The sequence below is a fragment of the Salinigranum marinum genome (assembly GCF_024228675.1).
Classification (GTDB): Archaea; Halobacteriota; Halobacteria; order Halobacteriales; family Haloferacaceae; genus Salinigranum; species Salinigranum marinum.
Window position 1 is genome coordinate 3800352 of record NZ_CP100461.1, and the last position, 24502, is coordinate 3824853.

The window sequence follows — 24502 nt, forward strand, 5'->3', positions numbered from 1 at the left end:
GTGCGAGAACGGACTGTCGCGCCGTCGGATGCTGGTGTCGACGGCGGTGCTCGGAACCGCCGGACTCGCCGGCTGTGGTGGTCAAAGCGGTGGTGGCGGGGGCGGTGACGGCGGCGACGGTGGCGGCGGCAGCGGTGGCGGCGGCGGCACCAGCAGCGGCGGCGGCCAGGGTCGAAGCGTCGAGACCATGTTCCGGGGCGAGTGGCCGATCGAGACGAAGAACAACGACAACATCCCCTTCGAGTACACGGTGACCGAGGGGGCGGCCGTCCCGGAGATCACGGTCAACTTCGCCAGCGACGAGGAGCCGTGGATGCGCGAGCACGCGCTGATGATCCAGCGCGCGTTCACCGACGTCGGCGTCCCGGTCGCGCTCGACGACGTCCCGACGAACGTGATGTACGACGAGTACTGGGCCGCGGACACGGGCCACACGGTATCGGTGTCGATGAACACCCACGGCCCGGACCCCCAGCGCGGTCTCGACCCCAACCCGTTCCTGATGCGGATGCACCCGAAGACGGGCGGCAACTACTACAACTACAACAACCCCGAGATCACGGAACTGCTCGACCAGCAGGCGACCGAGATCCAGGATCGAGAGCGCCGCGTCGAACTGTGCCACGAGATCCAGCGGAAGGCGAGCGAGGACGCGTACATCCAGTCGATCGCGTTCACCGACGTCATCATGGCGGGCAACACCGCCAACTGGGAGGGGTACGTCCCCATGCCCGGCAACGGGACGAACCGCGACTCGTTCATCTGGACGCAGGTGAACCTCCAGCCGCAGGGCGATTCGAGCACGTGGGTCAAGGGCGTCCTCGCGTCGATGGGCGGGCTCAACATCGCCTGGGCCGGCGGCGGCCCCGAGGCGAAGCGGCTCACCAACCTCTACGACGGGCTCTTCGACGCCTCGCCGAACCTCGAGATCGTCCCGGCGCTCGCGACCAACGCCGAGGTCGTCGACGACACGACCGTCGATGTCGACCTCCGCGAGGGGGTCCAGTGGCACGACGGGGAGTCGTTCGGCCCGCAGGACGTGAAGTTCAGCGTCGAGCTGTTCAAGGAGTACAACTCCCCCGAGATGGGACCGTTCTACAGCCCGATCGACAGCGTCGAGGTCGTCTCGGAGAGCGGCGGCGGCGCGGTCCGGTTCAACCTCTCTCAGCCCGACGCGGCGTTCCTGACCCAGCGCATGGTCCGCAGCGTCATCCTCCCGCAACACAAGTGGGAGGACGTCGACAACCCCGCACAGCACAGTCCCTCGAACCCGGTCGGGACGGGGCCGTTCCAGTTCTCCAGCTGGGAGCAGGGGACCCGCTTCGCCGTCGAGAAGAACCCCGGCCACTGGATGTGGGACGAGGCGGTCCGCGAGGAGATCCTCGGCGACTACTTCACCCCTGGGGACGGCATCGACGGCATCGTCTGGGCCAACGTCGGCAACGTCGACGCGCTCATCGGTGCCATGCAGAGCGGCGACATCGACGCCATCGGGACGACGCTGTCGAACTCCCAGGCGGAACGCGCCGCTCAGACCAGCGGCGTCGAGAAGCAGGTGTCGCAGAACTACGCGCCGCTCGACGTCCACATCAACCACATCAACCCCCTCATCCGTGACAAGGAGTTCCGCAAGGCGCTCAGCCACTCGGTCGACAAGACGGGGTTCGTCGAGGGCGTCCTCGGCGGCCGCGGGACGGTCATCGAGGGACAGAACCTCATCTCGCCGATGATGAGTCCGTTCTACACCGGCGACATCCCGACGTACGAGTACGACCCCGAAATGGCCGTGCAACGGCTCGAACAGGCGGGGTACACCTTCGACGGCGACACGCTCGTGGCCCCCTCGGGCGATGCCTGGGACGCGTTCGCTGCACGGGTCGAAGACGGGCACGCCGATCGGTCCGACCTGGACCAGCCCGACTTCTCCTGAACGCAGCGGGGTAGCTTACTCTCACATGAGTTTCAGACGATTTCTCGTCAAACGAATTGCGATCTCGATAGTCCTGACGCTCGTCTCCGTCTCGATCATCTTCCTCGCGCTCCGACTGCTCCCGGGCGATCCGTTCAGCTCGCTCATCGCCTCCGGAGGGCTCACACAGGAGCAAGTCCAGGCGTTGCGCGTCCAGTATGGCCTCGACGAGCCGATATACGTCCAGTACCTCAAGTACGTCCAGAGCCTGATGACGCTGAACTTCGGGTTCTCGATCGCCCAGAGCCGCCCGGTGAGCGCCATCGTCTTCCCGCGGCTGCTCAACACGATGATCCTGCTCGTGCCCGCGCTGGTCGTGACCGCCATCGTCAGCTCGGCGCTCGGCTCGTACGCCGGCTGGAACCGTGGCTCGAAGTTCGAGCAGCTGAGCATCGTCGTGACGACGTTCTTCCGCTCGACGCCGGTGTTCGTCACGGGCATCTTCTTCCTCATCATCTTCTCCTACCAGCTCGACCTGCTGCCCGCGTTCGGGATGCGGAGCCCGACGGCGGCCCCGGAGGGGTTCGTCGAGACGTACCTCTCGCCGGACTTCGCGATGCACTACTTCCTGCCGTTCCTCGCGACGGTGCTGTACTACAGCGGCGACTTCCTGATGCTCGCGCGCAACTCGGTCGTCGAGCGCAAGGGGTCGGCGTTTCTCACGCTCCACCGTGCGAAAGGGCTCTCCGAGATGGAACAGCTCGCCCGCGCCGGGCGAAACTCGATGCTTCCCTTGCTCACGTACTTCGCGCTCCGGCTCGGGATGATGTTCCAGGGCGTCATCACCCTCGAAGTCGTCTTCGCGTGGCCGGGGATCGGGCGCGCGCTCGTCCAGGCGATCAACCAGCAGGACTACCCGACCGTCCAGGCGGCGATCTTCATCATGGCCTTTGCCGTCATCGTAATGAACCTCCTCGCGGACGTGATGTACGCGAAGGTCGACCCGACGGTCGAAGGGGGTGACGTCTGATGCTCTCGGTCGCCACGCTCGACGCCGAGGAGCTACGAGAGCGCGCCTCGGAGAACCTCACGCGCGCCAGGAACGTCATGGCGGTCGTGTTGCAGGACGACGCCGCCAAGGTCGGCGTCGTCGTGCTCGTCGCGTTCGTCTTCTTAGGGCTGTTCGGACCGATGCTGGCCCCGTACGAGCCGATCGAGGACACGCTCCGGGCGAACGACGGCGGCATCATGCGGATGTCCCCGCCCAGCAGCGCGGCCCCGCTCGGGACCACGACGTTCGGGAAGGACGTGCTGAGCCAGTTCCTCGCCGGCGCACGGCCGACGTTCATCGTCGGCTTCTTCGGCGGCATCGGAACCGGCGTCGTCGGCTTCCTCGTCGGGCTCACGAGCGGCTACTTCGGCGGGCGGGTCGACGAACTGCTGATGCGCCTGACGGACCTGACGTTCGCCCTGCCGTTCCTGCCGATGGCGCTGCTCGTGCTGACGTTCGTCCAGCCGACAATCGTCCTCATCACCGCGGTGATCGTGGCGTTCTTCTGGAAGATGCCCGCTCGCGTCATCCGGTCGGAGGTGATGACCGTCCGCGAGCGCACGTTCGTGAAGTCGGCTCGCGCCGCCGGCGCGGGTCACGGGCGGACGATGTTCTTACACGTCGCGCCGAACGTCATCGGCGTCGGCTTCCTCTACACCGCCTACGCCGTCTCCTGGGCCATCGCGGGCCAGGCGTCGCTCGCCTTCCTCGGCTTCGGCGATCCGACGGCCACCTCGTGGGGCCGGATGCTCCAGCAGGTGTTCGAGTCCGGCGGGATGCGCGAGGCGTGGTGGTGGGTGCTCCCACCGGCGGTCGGTATCGCGGCGGTGACTACCTCGGTGTTCCTCGTCGGACGCGCGTTCGAAGAGGTCGTGAACCCCGAACTACGGAGCGAAGAATGAGTCTACTCGAAGTCGAAGACCTCCGAATCAGGTATCGTACGTCCGAGGACGACGTTCACGCGGTCAACGGCGTCTCGTTCTCGGTCGACGCCGGCGACAACTACGGGCTCGTCGGCGAGTCCGGCTGTGGTAAATCCACCATCGCCCACTCGATCCTCGGGCTCCTCGACGACAACGCGCGGATCGACTCCGGAACGGTCACCTTCGACGGCCAGGACCTGCTCGACCTCTCCGAGCGGGAGTGGCGGGACGTGCGCTGGCAGCAGATCTCGTACATCCCACAGAGCGCGATGGACTCGCTCGACCCCGTGATGAGCGTCGGCGCGCAGATCACACAGGCCATCCGGAAACACCGCGACGTCTCGAAGGCCACCGCACGCGAGCGCGTCGCCGAGGTGTTCGACATCGTCGGGCTGGACCCCGACCGCATTAGCGACTACCCCCACCAGTTCTCCGGGGGGATGCGCCAGCGCGTCACGATCGCGATGGCGCTCGCGCTCGATCCGGACCTCATCATCGCCGACGAACCCACGACCGGGCTGGACGTCATCGTCCAGGACAAGATCATCCACAAGCTGATGGAGATCCAAGCGGAGATCGACAGCTCGCTCCTGTTGATCACCCACGACATCGGCGTCGTCTCCGAGACCTGCGACGACATCTCCGTCCTCTACGGCGGGAAGGTGATGGAGCAGGGGGCGACCCGACACGTGCTCAAGCACCCAACCAACCCGTACACGATGGGGCTGAAGAACTCCTTCCCGGACATCGAGGACTTCGACCGACAGGCCGTCTCGATCCCGGGTTCGCTGCCCGATCTTACGGAGGAGCCGACGGGCTGTGTGTTCCGGAACCGCTGTCCGTTCGCCACCGAGGCGTGCGAGAACGGCCACCCGGAGTTGGAGACGGTCGAGAACCAGCGGTCGGCCTGCTACCACACCGACCGCGTCGAACAGCTCCGCGAGGAGGCGACCGACCCGGGGACCTGGGGGCTCGACCTCGCCGACCGCACGGGCGACCGCGAGCACGGCGAGACGGTGCTCAGCACCGACGACCTCTCGAAGTGGTTCACGCAGACCCAGGGGATGCTCGACCAGTTGCTGGGGAACGAGCCGAACTACGTCAAGGCGGTCAACGAGGTCGACCTCGACGTGCGCGAGAGCGAGATCGTCGGCATCGCCGGCGAGTCCGGCTGTGGGAAGTCGACGCTCGGCGAGGTCATCTCGGTGCTCCAGCCGCGGACCGACGGCGGTATCACGTTCCGCGGCAAGTCGGTCGACGACTACCTCGCCGACGGGCCCAAGGAGTTCCGCTCGAAGGTACAGTTCATTTTCCAGGACCCCTTCGACTCGCTGAACCCCCGACAGACGGTCCGCGCGGCGGTGGCCGAACCGCTGAAGATCCAGGGCCGCCAGCGCGGCGGCATCGAGGGGACGGTCAGAGAGACGCTCTCAGACGTCGGCCTCAACCCGCCCGAGAAGTACCTCGACAGCTACCCCCACCAGCTGTCGGGCGGCGAGCGCCAGCGCGTCGCCATCGCGCGGGCGCTCGTCCTCGATCCCGAACTGCTCATCTGCGACGAGCCGGCGTCGATGCTCGACGTCTCGCTGAAGGCCAGCATCCTCAACATCCTCCGCCAGATGGCCGACGAGCGCGACATCGGGATCGTCTACATCTCCCACGATCTGGCAAGCCTCTCGCAGATCACGGACCGCCTCGCCGTGATGTATCTGGGCCGGATCGTCGAGGTCGGGGAGACGCGCGAGATCGTCCAGGACCCGAAACACCCCTACGCCGCGTCGCTCCTGTCGGCCTCGCCGAACGCCGACCCGACCGAAAAACGAAAACGGGTGTTGCTCCCGGGCGAGCCGCCGAACCCAGTCAACCTCCCCGACGGCTGTAACTTCGCCCCGCGCTGCCCGAAGGCGACCGAAGAGTGCCGCACCACGGAACCAGAGCGGGCGACGTTCAGCGACGGCGACCACGAGGCCGCCTGCTACCACCCCGTCGAGCGCATCGAACGAGAGCTGCTGGCGGAGTACGAGTGACGTGAGTCGCTCGACTCGCCCCCGCCGGTCGGCCCTGTTCACACCCGCCGACGACGCCGAGATGCTCCACAAGGCCGTGGGGACCGACGCCGACGCGTTCATCTTCGACCTGGAGGACGCGGTCCACCCCTCGATGAAGGAGACGGCCCGCGCGAACGTCCGCGAGGTCGTCCCGGAGCTCGACGTGGCCCGGGAGGTGGCAGTGCGGATCAACGCGCCCAGCACCGACTGGTTCGCGCGCGACGTGGCCACCGCCGTCGACGCCGGGGCGGACGCCGTGGCGCTTCCGATGGTCGAGTCGGGCCGCGACGTCCGCGAGACGTGGGCGACGCTTACGGCGTTGACCGACGATCCGCCCCTGCTCCGGGCGACGATCGAGACGCCGACCGGCATGCACGCGGGTAGGGAGATCGCCGCCGCCTGTCGCGAGACCGGGGTCGAGAGTCTCGCGTTCGGCTTCGCGGACTACTGCAAGGCGATCGGCTCGCCGGGCACGCCCGACCGGGTTCGTGAGCGACTCGAACTGCTGACCGTCGAGTACGCCGCCATGGGCGGTGTCGACCCCGTCGCCTCCGTCCACCTCGACATCGGCGACGACGCGGGGCTCGAACGGGTCGCCGACCGCGCCAGCGAGACGGGGTTCGTCGGGATGACGGCGATCCACCCCGGCCAGCTCGACGTGATCAACGAGGCGTTCACCCCGGACGAGGATGCGGTCGCGCAGGCGCGACGGCTGGTCAGTGCGTTCGACGACTCCGAGCGGGACGCACTCGAAGTCGAGGGCGTCTTCCTCGACACGGCGACCGTCGACCGCTACCGCCGACTGCTCGACCGCGTCCCGGAGTAACACGCCGGCGGCGTCCGCGTCGCCCAACTGTCGCGGCCGCGTGCGAGCCGTTCGTCTTTTTTCACTCGCGGGTTCTGATCAGCGCGTCGACGGCGACTGGCCCGTCGTCGGTCACGAGGATCGGGTTGAGGTCGAGTTCGGCGACCGCCTCGACCGTCGTGGCCAGGTCGCCGACGTTCACGAGCAACTCGACGAGCCCGTCGAGCGAGAGCGCGGGCCCGCCGCGTCGGTCGGCGAGGAGGTCCGCGAGCGCCGTCGTCTCGACCGCCTCCCGCGCGTCGTCCCGCGAGAACGGCGGCACCAACACCGCGCTGTCGTTCAGCGCCTCGACCAGGACGCCGCCGGGGCCGACCGTCACGAGCGAGCCGAACACCTCGTCCGGCGAGACGCCCGCGATGGCCTCGACGCCGTCGTCGACCATCGGCTGGACGAGCACGCCCTCGATCGCCTCGGTGGGGGCGCTGGCCCGGGCGGCCTCCGTGATCTCCCCGAAGGCGTCGCGGACCCCTTCGGCGGAGTCGACGCCGACCCGGACGGCACCGACGTCGGTCCGGTGTGGGAGCGCGGGTGAGTCGATCTTGAGGACGACCGGGTAGCCGACCGCCTCCGCGGCGGCAACGGCGTCGTCCGCGGTCGTCGCGAGGTGCGTCTCCACGACCGGGACGTCGAACGCCGCGAGCAGGGCCTCGCTCTCGGCCCACGTGAGGACGCGCCCGCGCGGCGGGTCGACGGCGGGATCGTCGAGCCGCTCGTCGAGTTCGGGTCGGGTCGGTCGCTCCGCGAGTCGGTCGCGAGCGGCGGCGGCGTCGACGGTCGAGGCGACCGCGTCCATGCAGCGGCCGGGATCCTCGTACACGGGAATCGACCGCCGAAGCCGGGCGTACGGCGGGGTCTCGGTTGGGTCGTCGGGCTCTTTCCGCCCGGTCCAGAGGACGAACACCGGGTCGTCGGTGCGGTCGACGATGGCTTGGAGGTCGCCCGCGACGCGGGCGGCCCGTTCGTCCACGGCCGAGAGGCCGATGGCGAAGACGTAGGCGTCGAACGACTCGTCGGCGAACAGCGTGTCGGCGATCTCGGGGAGCACCTCGGCGCCGTAGCCACGGATGTCGGCGGGGTTGTGGAACGCGCCGAACGTGAGCAGTTCGTCCATCTCCAGCAGCGTTTCCTCGGTCTCGCCGGTGATGTCCGGGAGCGCGAGTCCGCGTTCGTCGGCCAGATCGGCGAGCAGGCTCGCCAGCCCGCCACTGGTCGACGCGACGGCGACGCGGCCGCCCTCGGGGGCGTCGTCCGTCGCGTGTGCGCTGGCCCGCGAGAGCAGGTCGGGGATGTCCGGGACGCGCTGGACGCCGGTCTGTCGGAACGCCGCCTCCCAGGCGTCGTCGTCGCCCGTGAGCGACCCGGTGTGTGAGAGGGTCGCGGCCTCGGCGACGTCCGACTGGCCGATCTTCACGGTGAGGACGGGCGTTCCGGCGCGGGTCGCGGCCTCGGCGACGCGCATGAACCGCTCGGGGTCGGTCAGCCCCTCGACGTACGCGCAGACGACGTCGACCGTCTCCTGGGCGGCGAGGTAGGCGACGTAGTCGCTGGTGGTGAGGTCGGCCTCGTTGCCGGTCGAGACGATGTGGCTGAAGTGGACGTCGTCGTCCGCGGCGCGCTCGAAGAAGGTGGTAAACGCGAGCGCACCGGACTGACTGACGAGGCCGATCGATCCCGGCTCGGGCTCGCGGGAACACGTCGCGGTCAGCGTCGCGCCGCGGGCCGCCATCACGCCGATGCAGTTCGGCCCGACGACGCGGATCCCGACCTCGGCGGCAGTCGCGGCGAGTTCGGCCTCGAGTTCGGCCCCGCGCTCGTCCGCCTCGCCGAAGCCGGCGGCGACGACGAGCGCCACGGGGACGCCGCGTTCGCCCGCCGAGCGAACGACGTCGACGACGTAGTCGCGGGGGACGCTGACGACGACGAGATCGACGGTCTCGGGCACGTCGTCGATCGAATCGTAGCAGGGCCGATCCCACACCTCCTCGCGCTTCGGGTTCACGGGGTACAGCGAGCCGTCGAAGCCGTAGTCGAGGAGGTTGTCGATGAGGTTGCCGGCGTAAAACGAGTCCGGACTCGCGCCGACGACGGCGACGGAGTCTGGATCGAACAGGGGGGCGAGAGCTGGGGCGTCGACTGACATCGGCTGAACTGGCTCGCCGCCCGTAAAAACGTTTGATAAATCGTTGTAGTTGTGACGGCGCAGTGACCCGACGGAGGGACTCGCCTTCGGGTACTCCCGCGGGAACCATGTGCGTTTTTCCCCTCCGGAGCGAAGAGACGAGCGGTGGCAGTGACGACAGTTACCCCCTCCGAGCCCCGTGTGACGAGGCATTTCCCCGAGCCACCGTTCTGACGACCCGGATCCGCGACGCTCGCCGACGAGCGTGAGCGCCGAGCCGCGTGCATCGAACCCACACAGCCGCGCGCCGATTATCCGTCTACTCGACGAGACGCGTGTATGGACGACTCCCGCGCGCCGACCCGCCGTCGACTCCTCGCGGTGCTCGCCGCCGGTGTCACGGGCGCGTTCGCCGGCTGTGCGACCGACGCGCCGCGCGCTGCCGACGGGGAGACGGCGGTGACGGCGACACCGAGGCCGTCGCCGACGGCCCCCGACCGCGGCGCGTTCGCCGTCGACGGAACGCCCGTTCCCGTCGAGGAGCGCGACAGCCTCGGGGAGTGGGGGCTCCCTTCGACGATCTGTCGGGCGGAGATCGTCGAGGACACGGGGATCCGCGCCATCGTCGAACCCGTCTTCGGCGACAGCTGGGAGGAGATCGCGGTCGAAGAGCGGTACCGGATGGGGTTCGAGGTCGGCGACGGCCTCACCGACGACAGCTACGTCATCGGCGTGACGAGCGCCGACGGCGACCAGGCCCGCGCGTACCCGCTGTCGGTGGTCTGGTGGCACGAGATCGTCAACGACAGCCTCGACGGGCCGCTGCTCGTCACGTTCTGTCCGATCTGCCAGTCGGGGATGGTCGCCGAGCGGCTCGTCGACGGCGAGCCGACCGTCTTCGGCGTCACGGGACAGCTCTGGCAACCCCCACGGATCTACACCGAGACCGCGAAAACCGACGGCCGCGTCTTCGGCGCGAGCGCGACCGACGGCGAGGCCGAGGTCCGGAACTCGGGGAACCTCGTCCTCTACGACGGGCGCACGCGAAGCTACTGGAGCCAACTCCTCGCCCGCGCCATCTGCGGCGAGCGCGAGGGCGATCGGCTCACGATCCGCCCCTCGACGGTGGTTCGCTGGGGGGAGTGGCGCGCCGACCATCCGGAGACGGACGTTCTCCTGCCGCCGCCGCACTCGACGGTGATGTGACCGACGGCCCTTGATCGGCAATCAACTTATCTCGCCTCAGTCCTGCGCTCCGGTATGGTGCGACACGACAGCCTGTCGACGCTCGCAGAGGTACCGCTGCAGACGACACAGACCGAGGTGCTCCGGTTGATCCAGGAGAACGCTTCGCTCAACGCGTCGCTGTGGGTGAACATCGCGCTCGCGGGGCTCTCGATCCTCCTGTTCGTCGCGATGGGACGCCGCATCGAGTCGGCCCGGGCGCGGCTCATCTGGGTGGCGACGCTGCTCGTCCCGCTGGTCTCGATCTCGAGCTACGCCGGGCTCGCGTCGGGGCTGACCGTCGGCCTGCTGGAGATGCCGGCGGGCCACGCCCTCGCCGGCCAGGAGGTGCTCTCGCCGTGGGGTCGCTATCTCACGTGGACGTTCTCGACGCCGATGATCCTCCTCGCGCTCGGGCTGTTGGCCGGGACCGACCGGACGAAGCTGTTCACGGCCATCACGATGGACGTCGGGATGTGCGTCACGGGGCTCGCCGCGGCGCTCATCACCTCGTCGTACCTGCTCCGGTGGGTGTTCTACGGCATCAGCTGTGCCTTCTTCATCGCCGTCCTGTACGTGCTCCTCGTCGAGTGGCCGCAGGACGCGGCGGCCGCCGGCACGAGCGAGATCTTCGGCACGCTCAAACTGCTGACGGTCGTCCTCTGGCTCGGCTATCCGATCCTCTGGGCGCTGGGGAGCGAGGGCTTCGCCCTGCTCGACGTCGCGACCACCTCGTGGGGCTACTCGCTGCTCGACATCGGCGCGAAGTACGTCTTCGCGTTCCTGTTGCTCCGGTGGGTCGCGGCGAACGAACGCGTCGTCGACGCCGTCACGCCGGGCCGCTCGACGGGCGCGGAGACCGCGACCCCGGCCGACGACTGAGACGGACTGTTGCTGGGTACTGGTCGATCGCGGGCCGTCCCGCGATCCGGTCGTGACTGACGGCAGTCCGTCCGACGCGTCGAACCCCTGCCGACTTTGTACGGCGCGCGTGAGGCCCGACCATGGAACTGCAGCGCGTCGTCGTCCACGACTCCGTCGGCATCATCTTCGAACCGAGCGTCCTCGTGGAGGCGCTCGCCGACCTCCCCGTCCCCGTCGAGACAGTCGGCGACGCTCCCGCCCTCGACGAGGGCGACGTGGTCGTCACGTTCAGTCCACGCCCGTCGTTCTTCGACGCGTCGTGGGTGCACAGCGTTCGCGCCGGCTACGACGAGTTCCCCCTCGAACGGTACGCCAACGCGGGCGTCGTGCTCACCAACAGCACCGGCATCCACGGGACGACCGTCGGCGAGACGGTGCTCGGCTACATGCTCGCGCTGGCCCGACGACTCCACGTCTTCCGGGACCGTCAGCGCGACCACGAGTGGACGCGTGAGCCGTACGACGTCCCCTTCACGCTCGCCGGTGAGCGCGTCTGCGTCGTCGGGCTCGGGACGCTCGGAACCGGGGTCGCCCGGCGTGCGGACGCGCTGGGGATGGACGTCGTCGGCGTCCGGGCCTCGGGGGACCTCCACGAGCACGCCCGGCGGGTGTACACGCCCGACGAGCTGGACGACGCCGTCGCAGGCGCGCGGTTCGTCGTCCTCGCGGTGCCGCTGACGGACGAGACCGAGGGCCTCGTCTCCGCGTCGACGTTCGCGGCGATGGACGAGTCGAGCTACCTCGTCAACGTCGCCCGCGGGGCCGTCGTCGACGAGGACGCGCTCGTGGCGGCGCTGGACGACGGAGCCGTCGCGGGCGCGGCGCTCGACGTGTTCGCCGAGGAGCCCCTGCCCGAGACGTGGCCGCTGTGGAGCCACGAGGACGTCGTCGTGACGCCACACACGAGCGCCGCGACGAACCGCTATCACGAGGACGTCGCCGGGCTCGTCCGGGAGAACGTCCGGCGGGTCCGCGCCGGCGAGGACCTGACGAACCGCGTCGTCTGACTCAGGCCGTGACGAACTTCAGCAGGTCGTCTCGCTTCTGGTCGTGGAAGTGGGTCCGGAGCGCTTCGAGGAGGGGTTCGACGCTCCCGCGCTTGGCGCTGACGGGCGCGACCGTCTCGCGCCACTGCTGCCACGGCGGGAGCAGTCCCAGCCGGTCACAGAGTTCGTTCAGCCGCTCGTCGCGGTCGTCGACCTTGTCCATCTTGTTGACGGCGACGACCGTCGGAATCTCGAGTTCCCGGAGGAAGTGGAACAGTTCGACGTCGTGCGGCACCTCGCCCGCGTCGGCGTGGCGGTCGATGATATCGACGGCGGCCTTCCCGTCGACGACGACGACGCCGACGAGCACCCGGTCGGCGTTCGCCTCGAGGTAGCGGACGACGTCGGTCTTGATCTGCTCGCGTCGCTCCTCGCTCACGCCGGACATGAAGCCGAACCCCGGGAGGTCGGTGAACATGAACTTCTCGGGGGCCCAGTCGAAGTGGTTCGGCTGGCGGGTGACGCCGGGTTTCTTCCCCGTCTTCACCGCGTGCCCGGTGAGTTCACGCATCAGCGTCGACTTGCCCACGTTCGACCGTCCCACGAGCACCACTTCGTCGCGGTCGGGTCGGTTCTCGAACATACCGTCGGTACACCGTAGAGGCGGATAACACCCACGAGTCGGCCGGCCCGTCGCCGAACCGGTGGGGTCGGGACGGGTCGAGCACGGAGGCGTGGGCTTTTCACGCCGCCGACTGAACCCGGAGTATGGAGCGTCCCGACGGTGGCTCGTTCGCCGACGCCGCGGACCGCGACACCGCGCGGAGCGTCGACACGCCCGCGCCGTCCGACGCCGACGTCCGCGGCCCCACGGTCGTCTGCCGGCTCCACTCCCGGGAGCGCGACCACCGCCGCGCGGGGGACACGCCGCCGACGCTCACCCTCCAGCCGTGGACCCCGCGGGGTGCCGCCGCGACGTACGTCGCGTGGGCGGTCGACGACTGCGGCGGGCACTTCGGCGTCTTCGACCGCGGGCAGGAGCGACTCCTCCTCGGCGAGGGGACGCCCGCCGGTCGGCGGTGGCGGCCGGTGGTCGAGACCGGCCCCGCGAGCGACCACCTCGCCGACGCCACGCCCGACCTCAGGCCGTCGGTCCCCCGCGCGAGCGCGGCGTCGGTCGAAACGCCCGTCCGACACCCGAAGCCGGCCGACGCGGCCGCCGCGGGCGAGACGCGCGCCCTCGCGCTGGAGTCGTGGACCCGTCCGGTCACGGCGTACGTCCAGCCGTGGCGGCCGCTCAACGGCGGTGCCGTCTACGTCGCCTGCCGCATCGACGACCCGCACGACCGCTTCTCGTACCACGGCTGGTTCGGCACGCTCGACGACGGCGTCCTCAGGCTCGGTCGCCGGCCCGCGCCGGCGTTCGTCGCGATCGACCTCCACGAGTCGGCGGCGCTCGCCGCCGACCGCGCCGAGCTGGTCCCCGACCGGCTCTCGACGCGCGTCGTGAGCGAGGTGGTCGCCGTCGACCCCGGCTCAGAACGTCAGGTGTGACGTCGAACTCGGCTCGTCGTCGCCGTCGTCGACCCCGCCCTCGTGGGCGAACGTGACGGCCGCGTCGGTGAGGTAGACGTCGCCGTCGTCGACCGCCACGTCGACCGCCGAGAGGTACGACTCCGCGGCCTTTCCGTTGTCACAGTAGCCCGTGCAGGTGTCGAACATCGAGCCGTGTTTCGGGCAGACGACCTCCCCGTCGCGGACCGCGGCACCGAACCCCCGGTCGAGGCGCTGGTCGGTCTCGTGCTGGCAGAAGTTCCGCCACGCCGCCACCGCGTCGCCCTCGCCGTCGGCACACCGGACGAGGATCACCTCCTCTTCGGTGCCGTCCCGCTCCCGAACGGTGAACAGCACCGAGCCGTCTTCGGGCACGTCGTCGACCGCCGCGAGTCGCGTTCGCGTCATGCCCGACGCGTCGCCTCGCGGGCGGGTAAACGTACCGCGCGTCGCGCGACGCCGCGGCCGCCGCACGGGATCGATCCGCTGGCCCTCTCTGTCACGGTCGACCCAACGGTTATGCGACCGACCGGCGTACACCCTCCATGGGTTCGTACGGTGACATTTTGATCCCGACCGACGGAAGCGAGTCGGCCGAGCGGGCCGCACAGCACGGCCTGGTACTGGCGGCAGCGTACGACGCCACGGTCCACGCGCTCACCGTCGTCGACGAGCGTGACTACGACGGGGCCACGCTCGACACGGAGACGGCGTTCGACGACGGACGGACGGACGCCTCCCAGGACGCGCGGCGGGCGGTCGACGCGGTCGCCGATCTCGCCGAAGACGGCGCGGCCGTCACGCACGTCGAGGTCGGCGTCCCGTCGGAGGCGATCCTCGCGTACGTCGCCGACGCCGGCGTCGACCTCGTCGTGATGGGGACGCACGGGCGAACCGGCGTCGGTCGGTTCGTCATCGGGAGCGTCGCCGAGAAGGTGGTCAGGCGCGCCGACGTTCCCGTGGTGACGGTCCGCGCCGCCGAGACCGCCCCGCGGTGGCCGCCGATCGACCGTATCCTCGTGCCGACCGACGGGAGCGACGAATCGTTCTCGGCGCTGCCGCACGCGCTCGACATCGCCGACCGGTTCGACGCCACGGTTGACGCCTTCTCGGTCGTCGACGAGCGGGCGAAGTCGACGTTCTACAACGTCGGAACGGCGCTGGAGGACCTGGTCGGCGGGCTGCAGACGACGGCCGAGGCCGCCACCGGGCGGATCGAGCGCGAGGCCACAGCGCGCGGGGTCGACGTGTCGACGACCATCGTTGAGGGGCTGCCGTCCCGGGCGATCTGCGACCACGCGGACGAGTCGGGGGCCGACCTCGTCGTCATGGCCTCTCACGGGCGAACCGGACTCGCCCACTACCTCCTCGGGAGCGTCGCCGAACGCGTCGTGCGGAACTCCGTCGTCCCGGTGCTCACCGCGCCCGTCGAGGACGTCTGAGGTGGCGCAGGCCCCGTGATGCGACGCGGGGGACCGACTCGTCCCCGCCGGCAGGGCGGCCGGGCGATGCGGACGTACAACGGTCGTCGGTCCGTCGTCCGGGACCTCATGGACAAGCAGGCGTTGCGAGAGCGGATCTGGGACGAGTTGGAAGACAGCGGCGAGGCGCGGTTTCCGTCCCCGCCCTGAGGTGACGATATACTCGTGCGGAGCCGAACGGTTGGCACATGGAGAAACAGGACCTTCGTGAGCGAGTGTGGGACTAACTCGGGGAGAGTGGAGAGGCCCGTTTTCCGTTTCCGCCGTAAGGTGAGGATGTACTAGTACGGCGGACTGCAATTGGGAGTATGGACAAGCAGGAATTACGAGCGCGGATCTGGGATCAGATAGAGGAAAGCGGGGAAGCCCGTTTTCCATATCCGCCCCACGGGAGAATTCCCAATTTCAACGGTGCGGGCCGGGCGGCGGAGCGGTTGACGGCGAACGAGACGTGGCAGGACGCGGATGTAATCAAGTCCAATCCCGACTCTCCGCAGCTTCCCGTTCGGCGGGCCGCACTGCGAGAGGGAAAGACGATTTACATGGCTGTTCCTCGACTGCGAGACGAGAAGTGCTTCTTTCGGCTAGATCCGGACGAGATTGAGGATATCAATCACGCGACGACGATTGGCGGTTCTTCGGAGGTCGGTGTGCAGGTCGGTCCCGACGAGATGGAACCGATCGATCTGATCGTCTCGGGGAGCGTCGCCGTGAACGACGAAGGTGCGCGAGTCGGGAAAGGCGAAGGATACAGCGACCTTGAGTTCGTCATCCTGCGTGCGTTCGGACTGGTGGACGACGAGACAACTACCGTCACGACGGTTCACGAGATACAGGTCGTCAACGAAGAGATTCCGACGACACCACAAGACGTTCCAATGGACCGGCTATTCACTCCAGAGCGGTCGATTCGAGCGGACGCCTCAGGTAGTAAACCGACGGAGATCGAATGGGGCATTCTTAGCGAGGAACGACTCGACGAGATTCCGGCTCTACGGCGACTCGAACGGACGTACTCGGATTCGTAACGACCATTGGCGACCTTGGCACCAGTTCATAATCGGATCGCTCAGAACCTGACGCACGTAGCCGTCTGACGAAGTACATCGCTTCCCGTCACGACGACGGGGGAACTCCCGGGAGACCGTGACTGGAGACGGGACGACGAGCGACTCATACTCACCGGAGACGGATCGACTGAGCCAACGCACTCGGGCGGGATAGTGGACTAGTGGCGTGGTTCGTTCCTCGAAACCCGTCCGTAACAGGCGGTAACCGGTCGGCCTGACGTGTTGGGTCGAACCCGCGTCCGAAAGATCTCGAGAGTGTAACCGAACACGGAGGGTGTCATAGAAGAGTTCTCACACCGTGATCACGGTACTTCCCGGATTGTCTCCACGTTCGTAGTTGGTGATTGCGACGACGAGGCGAAGGCACAGGGCGAGAAATACCTGCGCCCGTGCGTGGACGCGGCCTCGGGCGTGCGTTCGCCCGAGGCCGCAGTCCTTCACTGATTCGTTGGTTCGTTCGACTCCACTACGGCGGTTGTACGTCTCATCCAACGTGGACTGCTTCAACTGAACGTCCTCGCCGTGTTCGGTGATGCGGTCTTCGACCCTGTACTCAATGTCTTTCGGGTCATCAGCGTTCCGGGCGTTGTATGGAGCGACTGGCACGACCCCTGCGGTCAGCAGGTGGTCGTGCCAGTCGAGCGTGTCGTAGGCGCTGTCACCGACCATTCCAGATCGGTGTGGCGACGGCGAGCGCGTCACGCGTGACGCGCATCGCCGTCTCTTCTGGCGCTTGCTTACTCTCGGTGAACTCCGCTCCGATCGGGATCTTTTGCCCGGTCGAGACGATCGTACAGCCGTAGCCGTAGTAGTACTCGTCGTCGGTTGGATCGTAGCACTTTGAGGCGTCTGGATCGGCGGGCATCGCCCTCACGTCTGTTGAATCGATACAGTAGGTCAAGTCGAGCAGGCCGCGCCGGGCGGCCTGCTCGACGAGGTGGTCGAACACCTTGTCAACGACGTGTTCAAGATCGGTGAGAAAGCGATCGACCGCGTCTCTCGACGGCGGTCGATCGAATCCACAGCCAGATCGCCGACCGTGTTCCGAAGCTCTCGTTCAACGGGACGAATGCCGTAGATGTCCTTGTAGTAGCAGTGGAGAAAGCCACGCATCAGTTCTGGTGGTTCGTGGTCTCGTGTTCGCCCCGTCTTCGCCGGGGCGAACACGTCGAACTCTTCGAGAAACTCGAAAGAGAGGTGCTCGAACAGCGCTAGCGTCTCTGTCTCCACGGCATTGAAGAACGAGTCTACCGAAGGATCATCTTGCAGGGTCGCTGAACTCATCCACCTCAGCGTTCACCCTGCTCTTTGGTGTGCTAATCGTTCTATGACACCCTCGAACACGGTGAAACAGCAGTATCTCTCCGGAGTTCGTAGGTAGGGCAGTGCAAGAGACAGAGCGTATCTGCGGCATTATGGATTCTCCACTCAAACTATCATGACAACGGCGTTTCTACGTGGGTTCGGCTCCTTATGTGACTTCTTTCTCCTCGGGAGATGCTGCTTGTACGTGCGTAACGCGGTTCAATTCGGCTCCGGTTCAGAACCCGAATATCGGGACGAACCGGAACGTGAGATAGGCACCGGCCGTCGCGATGGCCGGCACGACGTTCTGCATCAGGACGACCCGGGCGGTCGTTACGGGGTTGAACAACGCCCCCGGGCTGGGGATGTCCTTGGTATCTTCGGCGCCGATAGGGGGGAGCGTCTCGCCCTCCTCGTCGGCCGCCAGCGCGTCGACCGTGACCGGGGTCCCACCATCGCCAGAGACTATTTCGCGGCCGGTCATCGGTCGAGTCGCTCGACCCCAACCCAGCCCGACGATGGACATGGTCGCGATGATGACGAAACTCGCGGGGATGCCGAGCGCCGAGAGGAAGACGACCAGCGTCGAGGAGACCGACGCGACGACGATGGCCGCAGTGAGGGGTAGTTCCGTGATATCACTGCCCATCGTCTCCAGAGTTCGTCGAGCGATGGTGAACGAGCCGATGGCGACGGCGATCCCACCGAAGATGATCGCGGGATTCATCGCCAGTTCGCCGCTGCCGACCAGCGGTGCGACGGCGTTGGCGATGTTCGAGGTGCCCGAGGAGAAGGCCATCAGACAGCCGATCGCGACGACGGTAAACGTCCCGGCCAGCTCCCGGCGGTTGGTCGTCCGGTGGACCCGTGGAACGGGGACGACACCGGACCGGTCGAGCTCGAACAGAGGCCCCGTACTGCGCTCTATCGCGATCAATCCGTTCAGCCGCGCGTAGAAGTACCGGCCGATGATCAGCGAGACCCAGAAGCCGATGATGGGCGAGACGACCCACCAAACGACGATCTGTCCCATCACGGCGAAATCCAGCACGCCACCGGCCAACGCGAGGCCGGCGATTGCCCCCACAGCGGTCATCGAAGTCGAGGCCGGTACGCCGAAGAGGTTCCCGACCAGCAGTGCGATCCCGATAAAAAACAGCACCGCGATGGAGGATTCGAGCGTGAAGACACCGGGGTCGACGACCAGTTCGGTGCCGAGCTTCGTTACGACGTTCCGACCTAGCGTCCAGGCACCGATGAAAAAGAACACACCCATCAACGCCGCGGCTACGGGCTTGGAGATAGCGTCGGCACCGACGGCCGGCCCGAACGCCGGTCCCGTGGTCGACCCTCCGATGTTGTAGGCGACGAACATCGCGACGAGGACGCCAGCGACGAGCAGGAGGTCGATCATCGATCCTCTGTCTCGTCGTCCCCGGCGGCCTCGTCCGTCTCGCTATCCGCGCTCTCGGCCGCACGCTGTTCTTCGAGGGTCTTCTCCACTGTCTCCCCGACCTTCTCCTCGACGGTCTTCTCGACCGTCTCTCCAACCTTCTCGTCCATCGTCTTTTCTACTGTCTCTCCAACCGTCTTCTCGACGGTTTCGCCGACCGTTTTCTCGACCGTCTCTCCAACCTTCTCGTCCACCGTCTTCTCCACTGTCTCTCCAACCTTCTCTTCGACCGTCTTCTCGACCGTCTCGCCGACCTTCTCCTCGACGGTCTTTTCAACCGTTTCTCCGACCGTCTTCTCGACCGTCTCGCTGACTGTCTCGTCGACAGTTTCTCCGACCGTCTCGTTGACGGTCTCCTCGACGGTCTCCTCGACGGTTTCTTTGACCGCCGTCGTCATCCAGTTCGGATCGAAACGGGCCATCTTCCAAACGACGTGGAGGACGTAGGAAAGCAATACTCCAAACCCGAACGCCAACCCGATAGCGTTGCCAGCGACGACGATCAGTCCGACCGAGACCGCGATTAACAGGCCGTAGGTCAGGTCGACGAGAGAGTCGACGCGGTTCGGGTTCACGACCCACCCAGTTCGAAGGTCACCTGAATGGGTAGGACAAACTCGAAATCAATAGACGTGAGAGAACACATATAGGTTTTATGCCCGCCTCGTTCAAGTAATTTGGCAAAGACATCTCGGCCGGATGCCGGTGGTTGAGCACGGTCGATCGTACGTCTGACCCGGGAGAACTCCCTCTGACGGTGCTGTGAGGTGCTGCATACGCGCCCTGTCTGCAGAACGGTCCGAAGAACGCTCGTGCGAGATCCAGAGGCTATCGTCGACAGTTTCCCGTCTACTTGCTCGTCGTTCGGTCGCAGTGGCCCCCCGCCGATCGAGTACATCCACTCGAACGTGCACGGCCACCACGATTTCGAAGGTGTATCAACGTGCTGGTGAGACCGTGGATACCTCTTCTAGCTATTTTGACGTTTCGTTTTCTGATCGAGAACCGGCCCGAGACGTCCTCGTTCCGACGGGAGCCGCATCGAACGGTTGTCTGGTTGATATATAACCCGATGCACCGTCTCTCGCTACGACGTCAGATCGAGGTTCCGAAGTGAACTTCCAGGGGCTCGGAACGTATGCTACTGAATAGAGTACGTTCGGGTCGACGACCGACGTCGCACCTTTCGAGCAACCGCGGTACACGTTCTGTACGGAACGTGGCGCCGTCCGGGCCAGCAGTCGACGCTTCTACCTGAGTGGGAGCGCCGCCGTGACCGAATCGGGCGTCAGAGTCGACAAAGGTGAGGGCGACTCCGACACGTAGTGGGCGGTGCTCTCCGAACTCGACCGTGTGGACGAGACGACGCCGGTGGCGACGACTGTCCACGAGCGGCAGGTCGTCGCCGCGACCGACGCGCCGACGCCCGCGACACACGACGTGTCGATGGACCTCGTCGCCACGCCGGAGCGAGTGTGGTCGAGACCGGCGCGACGGGGAAACCGGCGGGGATCGACTGGGCGCTCGCGGCCGATCGGCTCGGCGAGATCCCGCTCTGGCGCGGTTCGCACCCGACGGGGTCAACACGGCCGATACGGCCGACGAAGCCGGCGGGTAGGGTTATAAGCCGGCGGCGGCGTGAGAGGGACGCGTGCGACTCGTCCAGGTCACGGTCCCCGCGGGCAAGCGCGAGGCGGTCACGTCGACGCTCGACGACGACGGGGTTGACTACGTCCTCACCGACGAGACGAGCGGCCGGGAGTACACCGCGGTCGTCTCGTTTCCCCTGCCGACGGCGGCGGTCGAGTCGGTCCTCGACGACCTGCGCGAGGCGGGGTTGGAACGCGACTCGTTTACGGTCGTGGTCAACGCCGAGACGGTCGTCTCCCGCCGGTTCGAGGAACTCCAGGCGGAGTACGAGGAGACGGCCGAGAACGGCGACCGCATCTCGCGGGACGAACTCACTGCGCGCGCGAGAGAGATGGCCCCGTCGCTGGTGACGTTCGTCGTGATGACGCTCATCAGCACCGTCGTCGCCACCGCGGGGGTACTCGTCGACTCGCCGGCGGTCGTCGTCGGCTCGATGGTCATCGCGCCGCTCATCGGCCCCGCGATGGCGACCAGCGTCGGCACCGTCGTCGACGACGAGGAACTGTTCGACCGTGGTGTCCGGCTCCAGGTGCTCGGCGGTGTCCTCGCGGTCGCTGGTGCGGCCGTCTTCGCGTTCGCCGTTCGGTGGAGCGGGATCGTCCCGTTGACCGCGACCGAGGTGTTCGCGATCGGCGAGGTCCGCGAGCGACTCTCGCCGGACGTCCTCTCGCTGGCCGTGGCGCTCGGTGCCGGCGTCGCGGGCGCGCTCTCGCTCTCGACGGGGGTCTCATCGGCACTCGTCGGCGTCATGATCGCCGCGGCGCTCGTTCCCCCCACTGCGGTCGTCGGCATCGGCATCGCGTGGGGGCGGCCGACTGCCGTCGTGGGTTCCGCCGTGTTGGTGCTGGTGAACTTCCTCGCGATCAACCTCGTCGCCCTCGCCGTCCTCTGGCACCAGGGCTACCGGCCCGAGCGGTGGTTCAAGCTCGACGAGGCGCGGACGGCGACGCTGAAGCGGATCGCCGTTCTCGCGGTCGGACTCGTGGTGCTCTCGGCGTTCCTCGCCGGCGTCACGTACTCGACGTACCGGACGGCGACGTTCGAGGAGGACGCCCGCGCCGCCGTCGCCGCCGAACTCGAGGCGACCGACACGGAGCTGGAACTCCTCTCGATGACCGTCGAGTACGAGGACTTCCCGTTCCGGCGACCGACGCGCGTCGTCGTCACCGTGGGCCATCCGATCGACACCGAGCCGCCGCCCCTGGCCGACCGACTCGGCGGCCGCGTTCGAGCCGTGGCGCGCCAGCCACCGCCGCCGCAACTCCCGGTCGAGACGAACGGCGACGTCGCGGTCGACGTTCGGTACGTCCCGGTCGACGGCTCGCCGGGCGAGTGAGTCGGCTGCGACACGAGAAAAAAGAGCCGAGCCGAGAACCCGAAACGGGCGGAACGGCTCCCGAGATGAGTGAAATGCGTACTTGTGTCTAACGTGTCTTCAATATCCGAGCCGTCGTCCGTCTCGCCATGCGAACACGATCCCTCGCCGTGGCGCTCGGCCTGCTCGTCCTGCTCGCCGGCTGTCTCGGCCCGCTCCAGACCGCATCGACCACGACGGACACGACCGAGACGACCGACGGCACGACCATCTCCGCGACCGGCACTGGCTCCGTGACCGCCGACGCCGACCTCGCGGTCGTCTCTGTCGCGGTCGTCGCGACGGCCGACTCCGCCGACGCCGCCCGCGGCCAGATCGCCACGGACAGCCAGCGCATGCGCACTGCCCTCCGCGACGCCGGTGTCCCCGACGATGCGGTCTCGACGGCGTCCTTTTCGGTGTTCCCCGACTATCGCAACGGCGACGATCCCGCCGAACGCGGCTTCCGCGCGGTCCACTCGTTCCGCATCGAGACCGACCCCGCGCGCGCCGGCGAGATCGTCGACGTCGTGGTCGCAAACGGCGCGAGCGAGGTCCAGGGCGTCGTCTTCACGCTCACCGACGAGACCCGTGCGTCGCTCCGCAGTCAGGCCATCGAACGCGCCGTGACGGCCGCCCGCGCGGACGCCGACGCGATGGCCGGGTCGGTCGACCGCTCGATCACGGGCGTGGAGACGATGTCGACGACGGGTGGGTTCGCCCCCGTCGAACGGCTCGCCGCGGAGTCGGCCGCCGACGGTGCCCGGACGACGTTCAAGCCCGGTCCGGTCTCCGTCTCGGTGACGGTCGACGTCACCTACCGCGCCGCCTGAGCGTGGCGGGACGAGGGGAGACGAGGTTCAGTCAGACCGGCGTCGGGCTACGATCCCGTCGGCCGGGAGACGCTCTCTTCGTCTTCCTCCCCGTCGCCCTCCCCGTCATCCTCGTCGCTTTCTTCTCCCCCGTCATCCTCGTCATCGTCGCCTTCTTCTCCACCCTCATCCTCGTCGTCGTCTTCCTCTCCACCTCCGCCTTCCCCGTCACCACCGTCGTCGCCTTCCTCTCCGCCGGGACCGGCACAGCCCGCGACGCCGACGCTCAGTAGACACGCGAAGATCCCCCGGAGGAGCGTCCGACGGTCGAGTCTTCGGCTGGTTCGTTCCATGCGTCGGGGTCGTCCCACCGCCTCGTAAAACTGTTCTCGAACGCCGTTTCGACTGACCTCCCGGGTCGCCGCCGCGAACGCTCGCCGCGAACGACGACGCACGACGGGACTCAGCGCCGAACCGACGGCCGCCACACGCAGGCCGTCCGGCGGGACTGCCGGATCCGACCACCCCCGAGGCCGTTCACGCCGTCTGGATCAGCCGTCGAGCCGCGACGGGGGGACGTCGGGTTCGTAGTCGACCGCGTCGACCGCGAGGTCGAGGAGTTCCTCAACGCCCTCGCCCTCGGTGACGCTCATGTACGCGTCGGCCTCGACCTCCCGGGACCGGTCGATCTTGTTGCAGACGGTGAGAACCGGAACGCCGCGGGTGGCGAAGCGGTCGCGGACCGCGTCGCGGAGTTCGAGCTGTGAGTCGAGTGGGTAGCCGCAGTCGCCGCTGGGGTCGACGAGAAAGACCACGGCGTCGGCGAGGTGCTCCAGCGCAGAGACGGCCTGGCGTTCGATGTCGTTCCGCTCGCCGTCGGGGCGGTCCAGGAGTCCAGGCGTGTCGATGATCTGATAGCGGATGCGGTCGCGCTCGAAGTGGCCGATCTGGACGCCCTTCGTCGTGAAGGGGTACGACGCGATCTCGTTCGACGCGCGGGTCACGCTGTTGACGAACGACGACTTGCCGACGTTCGGGTAGCCCGCGACGACGATCGCCGGCTCGTCGGGGCGGATGTCGGGGAGGTTCTTCAGCGCGTCGCGGGCCGCGCCGATTCGGAGCAGGTCGCCCTCGATTTCGTCGAGGATGTCGGCGATGCGGGCGAACGCCTGTTTCCTGTGCTTGCGCGCCGTCTCCAGGTCGGCGTTGCGGAGCTTCGTCTGGTACTCCGAGCGGATCTCGCGGATCTGTCGGGACGCCCACGTCACCTCGGAGAGGCTCCCTCTGATCGCGTCGACGCCGAGCGTCTCGCCCTCGGGGCTCTCGCGCGCCAGCGTTGACTGCCGGAGCACTGCGTCGGCCAGTTCCCGGTAGAAGGGGTCGACAGTGTCGAAGTCGGGCCACGTCGTCACCACGTTCTCGAGGTTGTCGGAGACGATGTTCGACGCCGTGACGAGCATCGACTCCTGTGCCTCCAGCCCCGATTTCGATCGCCCGGAGCGGGCCGCCCGCGAGAACGCCTTGTCCAGGAGCTCCTCCGCGCGCGGTGTCGTCGGGAGGGTCTCGAATATCATTTCACGACTCTTGATCGCCCGCACGCAAAAGCCCGTCCGTTCGCGGGCGCTCCCTCAGTCGCGCGTGGCGGAGTCGCCCGTCGGCCGACGTCGCTCACGCGGGCCGTCGAGGCTGGCGGGTGGTGGGAGACCGAAACAGTGGGGCGATCGAACGGAACGATCGGCCGAACGAGTGCAGCCGCCAGCGCGGCGACGGGCCA

The 24502-nt window shown here is 67.6% G+C and carries 21 protein-coding genes and 1 pseudogene; 14 read left to right on the top strand and 8 right to left on the bottom strand.

The window, feature by feature from the left end:
- The first annotated feature begins 28 nt into the window (after positions 1 to 28).
- Genes NKJ07_RS19100 through NKJ07_RS19120 form a run of 5 tightly spaced genes read left to right on the top strand, consistent with a single transcriptional unit; the run spans position 29 to position 6757 of the window.
- Positions 29 to 1930 (top strand): ABC transporter substrate-binding protein, encoded by a 1902-nt coding sequence (locus tag NKJ07_RS19100; RefSeq protein WP_425504778.1) that lies wholly within the window; start codon positions 29 to 31, stop codon positions 1928 to 1930.
- Positions 1931 to 1955: 25 nt separating this feature from the next.
- Positions 1956 to 2939, top strand: a complete 984-nt coding sequence (locus tag NKJ07_RS19105; RefSeq protein WP_318568373.1) for an ABC transporter permease — start codon at positions 1956 to 1958, stop codon at positions 2937 to 2939.
- The gene (locus NKJ07_RS19110; protein ID WP_318568374.1) at positions 2939 to 3862 is read left to right on the top strand and encodes an ABC transporter permease; all 924 of its coding nucleotides are present in this window, start codon (positions 2939 to 2941) and stop codon (positions 3860 to 3862) included. The genes NKJ07_RS19105 and NKJ07_RS19110 overlap by 1 nt, the downstream gene beginning before the upstream one ends.
- On the top strand, positions 3859 to 5910 hold the full coding sequence (locus NKJ07_RS19115; RefSeq protein ID WP_318568375.1) for an ABC transporter ATP-binding protein: 2052 nt from the start codon (positions 3859 to 3861) through the stop codon (positions 5908 to 5910). The genes NKJ07_RS19110 and NKJ07_RS19115 overlap by 4 nt, the downstream gene beginning before the upstream one ends.
- Before the next feature lies 1 nt (position 5911).
- Positions 5912 to 6757: an HpcH/HpaI aldolase/citrate lyase family protein gene (locus tag NKJ07_RS19120; protein ID WP_318568376.1), complete on the top strand. Its 846-nt coding sequence runs from the start codon at positions 5912 to 5914 to the stop codon at positions 6755 to 6757.
- 61 nt (positions 6758 to 6818) lie between these two features.
- Here NKJ07_RS19120 and NKJ07_RS19125 read toward each other — a convergent pair whose 3' ends face one another.
- Positions 6819 to 8936 (bottom strand): acetate--CoA ligase family protein, encoded by a 2118-nt coding sequence (locus NKJ07_RS19125; protein ID WP_318568377.1) that lies wholly within the window; start codon positions 8934 to 8936, stop codon positions 6819 to 6821.
- 318 nt (positions 8937 to 9254) lie between these two features.
- Here NKJ07_RS19125 and NKJ07_RS19130 point away from each other — a divergent pair, with 318 nt between their 5' ends.
- The 3 genes from NKJ07_RS19130 to ddh all read left to right on the top strand — a co-directional run bounded on the left by NKJ07_RS19130 (position 9255) and on the right by ddh (position 12070).
- Complete coding sequence (locus NKJ07_RS19130) at positions 9255 to 10121, top strand: DUF3179 domain-containing (seleno)protein (protein WP_318568378.1); 867 nt, start codon at positions 9255 to 9257, stop codon at positions 10119 to 10121.
- Between the two features lie 54 nt (positions 10122 to 10175).
- Positions 10176 to 11021: a halorhodopsin gene (hop, locus tag NKJ07_RS19135; protein ID WP_318568379.1), complete on the top strand. Its 846-nt coding sequence runs from the start codon at positions 10176 to 10178 to the stop codon at positions 11019 to 11021.
- A gap of 122 nt (positions 11022 to 11143) precedes the next feature.
- Entirely contained in the window at positions 11144 to 12070 is a 927-nt protein-coding gene (ddh, locus tag NKJ07_RS19140; protein ID WP_318568380.1) for a D-2-hydroxyacid dehydrogenase, read from the top strand.
- A 1-nt stretch (position 12071) separates the two neighbouring features.
- Here ddh and engB read toward each other — a convergent pair whose 3' ends face one another.
- A complete protein-coding gene (gene engB / locus NKJ07_RS19145) occupies positions 12072 to 12692 on the bottom strand; it encodes a GTP-binding protein EngB (protein WP_318568381.1) in 621 nt (206 codons plus the stop codon).
- A gap of 125 nt (positions 12693 to 12817) precedes the next feature.
- On the opposite strand from engB, the gene NKJ07_RS19150 reads away from it, so the two are divergent.
- Entirely contained in the window at positions 12818 to 13603 is a 786-nt protein-coding gene (locus tag NKJ07_RS19150) for a hypothetical protein (RefSeq protein ID WP_318568382.1), read from the top strand.
- Here NKJ07_RS19150 and NKJ07_RS19155 read toward each other — a convergent pair.
- A complete protein-coding gene (locus NKJ07_RS19155; RefSeq protein WP_318568383.1) occupies positions 13586 to 14011 on the bottom strand; it encodes a Rieske (2Fe-2S) protein in 426 nt (141 codons plus the stop codon). The two genes, NKJ07_RS19150 and NKJ07_RS19155, sit on opposite strands and share 18 nt — an antisense overlap.
- 137 nt (positions 14012 to 14148) lie before the next feature.
- Here NKJ07_RS19155 and NKJ07_RS19160 point away from each other — a divergent pair, with 137 nt between their 5' ends.
- The 3 genes from NKJ07_RS19160 to NKJ07_RS19170 all read left to right on the top strand — a co-directional run bounded on the left by NKJ07_RS19160 (position 14149) and on the right by NKJ07_RS19170 (position 16112).
- On the top strand, positions 14149 to 15045 hold the full coding sequence (locus tag NKJ07_RS19160) for a universal stress protein (protein ID WP_318568384.1): 897 nt from the start codon (positions 14149 to 14151) through the stop codon (positions 15043 to 15045).
- 18 nt (positions 15046 to 15063) lie between these two features.
- The gene (locus NKJ07_RS19165) at positions 15064 to 15234 is read left to right on the top strand and encodes a hypothetical protein (protein ID WP_318568385.1); all 171 of its coding nucleotides are present in this window, start codon (positions 15064 to 15066) and stop codon (positions 15232 to 15234) included.
- Positions 15235 to 15392: 158 nt separating this feature from the next.
- Positions 15393 to 16112: a 5-formyltetrahydrofolate cyclo-ligase gene (locus tag NKJ07_RS19170; RefSeq protein ID WP_318568386.1), complete on the top strand. Its 720-nt coding sequence runs from the start codon at positions 15393 to 15395 to the stop codon at positions 16110 to 16112.
- 333 nt (positions 16113 to 16445) lie between these two features.
- On the opposite strand, the pseudogene NKJ07_RS19175 reads toward NKJ07_RS19170, so the two are convergent.
- The 3 genes and pseudogenes from NKJ07_RS19175 to NKJ07_RS19185 form a co-directional block, all read right to left on the bottom strand.
- A pseudogene (locus NKJ07_RS19175) lies at positions 16446 to 17438 on the bottom strand (transposase).
- A 256-nt stretch (positions 17439 to 17694) separates the two neighbouring features.
- Positions 17695 to 18873, bottom strand: coding sequence for an inorganic phosphate transporter (locus tag NKJ07_RS19180; RefSeq protein WP_318568387.1), 1179 nt, complete (start codon positions 18871 to 18873; stop codon positions 17695 to 17697).
- Entirely contained in the window at positions 18870 to 19487 is a 618-nt protein-coding gene (locus tag NKJ07_RS19185) for a hypothetical protein (protein ID WP_318568388.1), read from the bottom strand. Before NKJ07_RS19185 ends, NKJ07_RS19180 begins: the two co-directional genes overlap by 4 nt.
- A gap of 1076 nt (positions 19488 to 20563) precedes the next feature.
- On the opposite strand from NKJ07_RS19185, the gene NKJ07_RS19190 reads away from it, so the two are divergent.
- Both NKJ07_RS19190 and NKJ07_RS19195 read left to right on the top strand, forming a co-directional pair.
- Positions 20564 to 21898 (top strand): TIGR00341 family protein, encoded by a 1335-nt coding sequence (locus NKJ07_RS19190; protein ID WP_318568389.1) that lies wholly within the window; start codon positions 20564 to 20566, stop codon positions 21896 to 21898.
- A gap of 128 nt (positions 21899 to 22026) precedes the next feature.
- Positions 22027 to 22749: an SIMPL domain-containing protein gene (locus NKJ07_RS19195; protein ID WP_318568390.1), complete on the top strand. Its 723-nt coding sequence runs from the start codon at positions 22027 to 22029 to the stop codon at positions 22747 to 22749.
- A 47-nt stretch (positions 22750 to 22796) separates the two neighbouring features.
- Here the strand turns inward: NKJ07_RS19195 and NKJ07_RS19200 are convergent, their stop codons facing one another.
- Both NKJ07_RS19200 and NKJ07_RS19205 read right to left on the bottom strand, forming a co-directional pair.
- A complete protein-coding gene (locus NKJ07_RS19200; RefSeq protein WP_318568391.1) occupies positions 22797 to 23081 on the bottom strand; it encodes a hypothetical protein in 285 nt (94 codons plus the stop codon).
- Positions 23082 to 23279: 198 nt separating this feature from the next.
- Positions 23280 to 24302 (bottom strand): NOG1 family protein, encoded by a 1023-nt coding sequence (locus tag NKJ07_RS19205; protein WP_318568392.1) that lies wholly within the window; start codon positions 24300 to 24302, stop codon positions 23280 to 23282.
- Positions 24303 to 24502: the final 200 nt, after the last annotated feature.

What these genes read in the sequence shown, in the direction of transcription:
- NKJ07_RS19100 (WP_425504778.1), top strand. Translation starts at nt 29, where the DNA reads ATGCTGGTGTCGACGGCGGTGCTCGGAACCGCCGGACTCGCCGGCTGT.
- NKJ07_RS19105 (WP_318568373.1), top strand. Translation starts at nt 1,956, where the DNA reads ATGAGTTTCAGACGATTTCTCGTCAAACGAATTGCGATCTCGATAGTC.
- NKJ07_RS19110 (WP_318568374.1), top strand. Translation starts at nt 2,939, where the DNA reads ATGCTCTCGGTCGCCACGCTCGACGCCGAGGAGCTACGAGAGCGCGCC.
- NKJ07_RS19115 (WP_318568375.1), top strand. Translation starts at nt 3,859, where the DNA reads ATGAGTCTACTCGAAGTCGAAGACCTCCGAATCAGGTATCGTACGTCC.
- NKJ07_RS19125 (WP_318568377.1), bottom strand. Translation starts at nt 8,936, where the DNA reads ATGTCAGTCGACGCCCCAGCTCTCGCCCCCCTGTTCGATCCAGACTCC.
- NKJ07_RS19130 (WP_318568378.1), top strand. Translation starts at nt 9,255, where the DNA reads ATGGACGACTCCCGCGCGCCGACCCGCCGTCGACTCCTCGCGGTGCTC.
- hop (WP_318568379.1), top strand. Translation starts at nt 10,176, where the DNA reads ATGGTGCGACACGACAGCCTGTCGACGCTCGCAGAGGTACCGCTGCAG.
- ddh (WP_318568380.1), top strand. Translation starts at nt 11,144, where the DNA reads ATGGAACTGCAGCGCGTCGTCGTCCACGACTCCGTCGGCATCATCTTC.
- engB (WP_318568381.1), bottom strand. Translation starts at nt 12,692, where the DNA reads ATGTTCGAGAACCGACCCGACCGCGACGAAGTGGTGCTCGTGGGACGG.
- NKJ07_RS19150 (WP_318568382.1), top strand. Translation starts at nt 12,818, where the DNA reads ATGGAGCGTCCCGACGGTGGCTCGTTCGCCGACGCCGCGGACCGCGAC.
- NKJ07_RS19155 (WP_318568383.1), bottom strand. Translation starts at nt 14,011, where the DNA reads ATGACGCGAACGCGACTCGCGGCGGTCGACGACGTGCCCGAAGACGGC.
- NKJ07_RS19160 (WP_318568384.1), top strand. Translation starts at nt 14,149, where the DNA reads ATGGGTTCGTACGGTGACATTTTGATCCCGACCGACGGAAGCGAGTCG.
- NKJ07_RS19165 (WP_318568385.1), top strand. Translation starts at nt 15,064, where the DNA reads ATGCGACGCGGGGGACCGACTCGTCCCCGCCGGCAGGGCGGCCGGGCG.
- NKJ07_RS19170 (WP_318568386.1), top strand. Translation starts at nt 15,393, where the DNA reads ATGGACAAGCAGGAATTACGAGCGCGGATCTGGGATCAGATAGAGGAA.
- NKJ07_RS19180 (WP_318568387.1), bottom strand. Translation starts at nt 18,873, where the DNA reads ATGATCGACCTCCTGCTCGTCGCTGGCGTCCTCGTCGCGATGTTCGTC.
- NKJ07_RS19195 (WP_318568390.1), top strand. Translation starts at nt 22,027, where the DNA reads ATGCGAACACGATCCCTCGCCGTGGCGCTCGGCCTGCTCGTCCTGCTC.
- NKJ07_RS19200 (WP_318568391.1), bottom strand. Translation starts at nt 23,081, where the DNA reads ATGGAACGAACCAGCCGAAGACTCGACCGTCGGACGCTCCTCCGGGGG.
- NKJ07_RS19205 (WP_318568392.1), bottom strand. Translation starts at nt 24,302, where the DNA reads ATGATATTCGAGACCCTCCCGACGACACCGCGCGCGGAGGAGCTCCTG.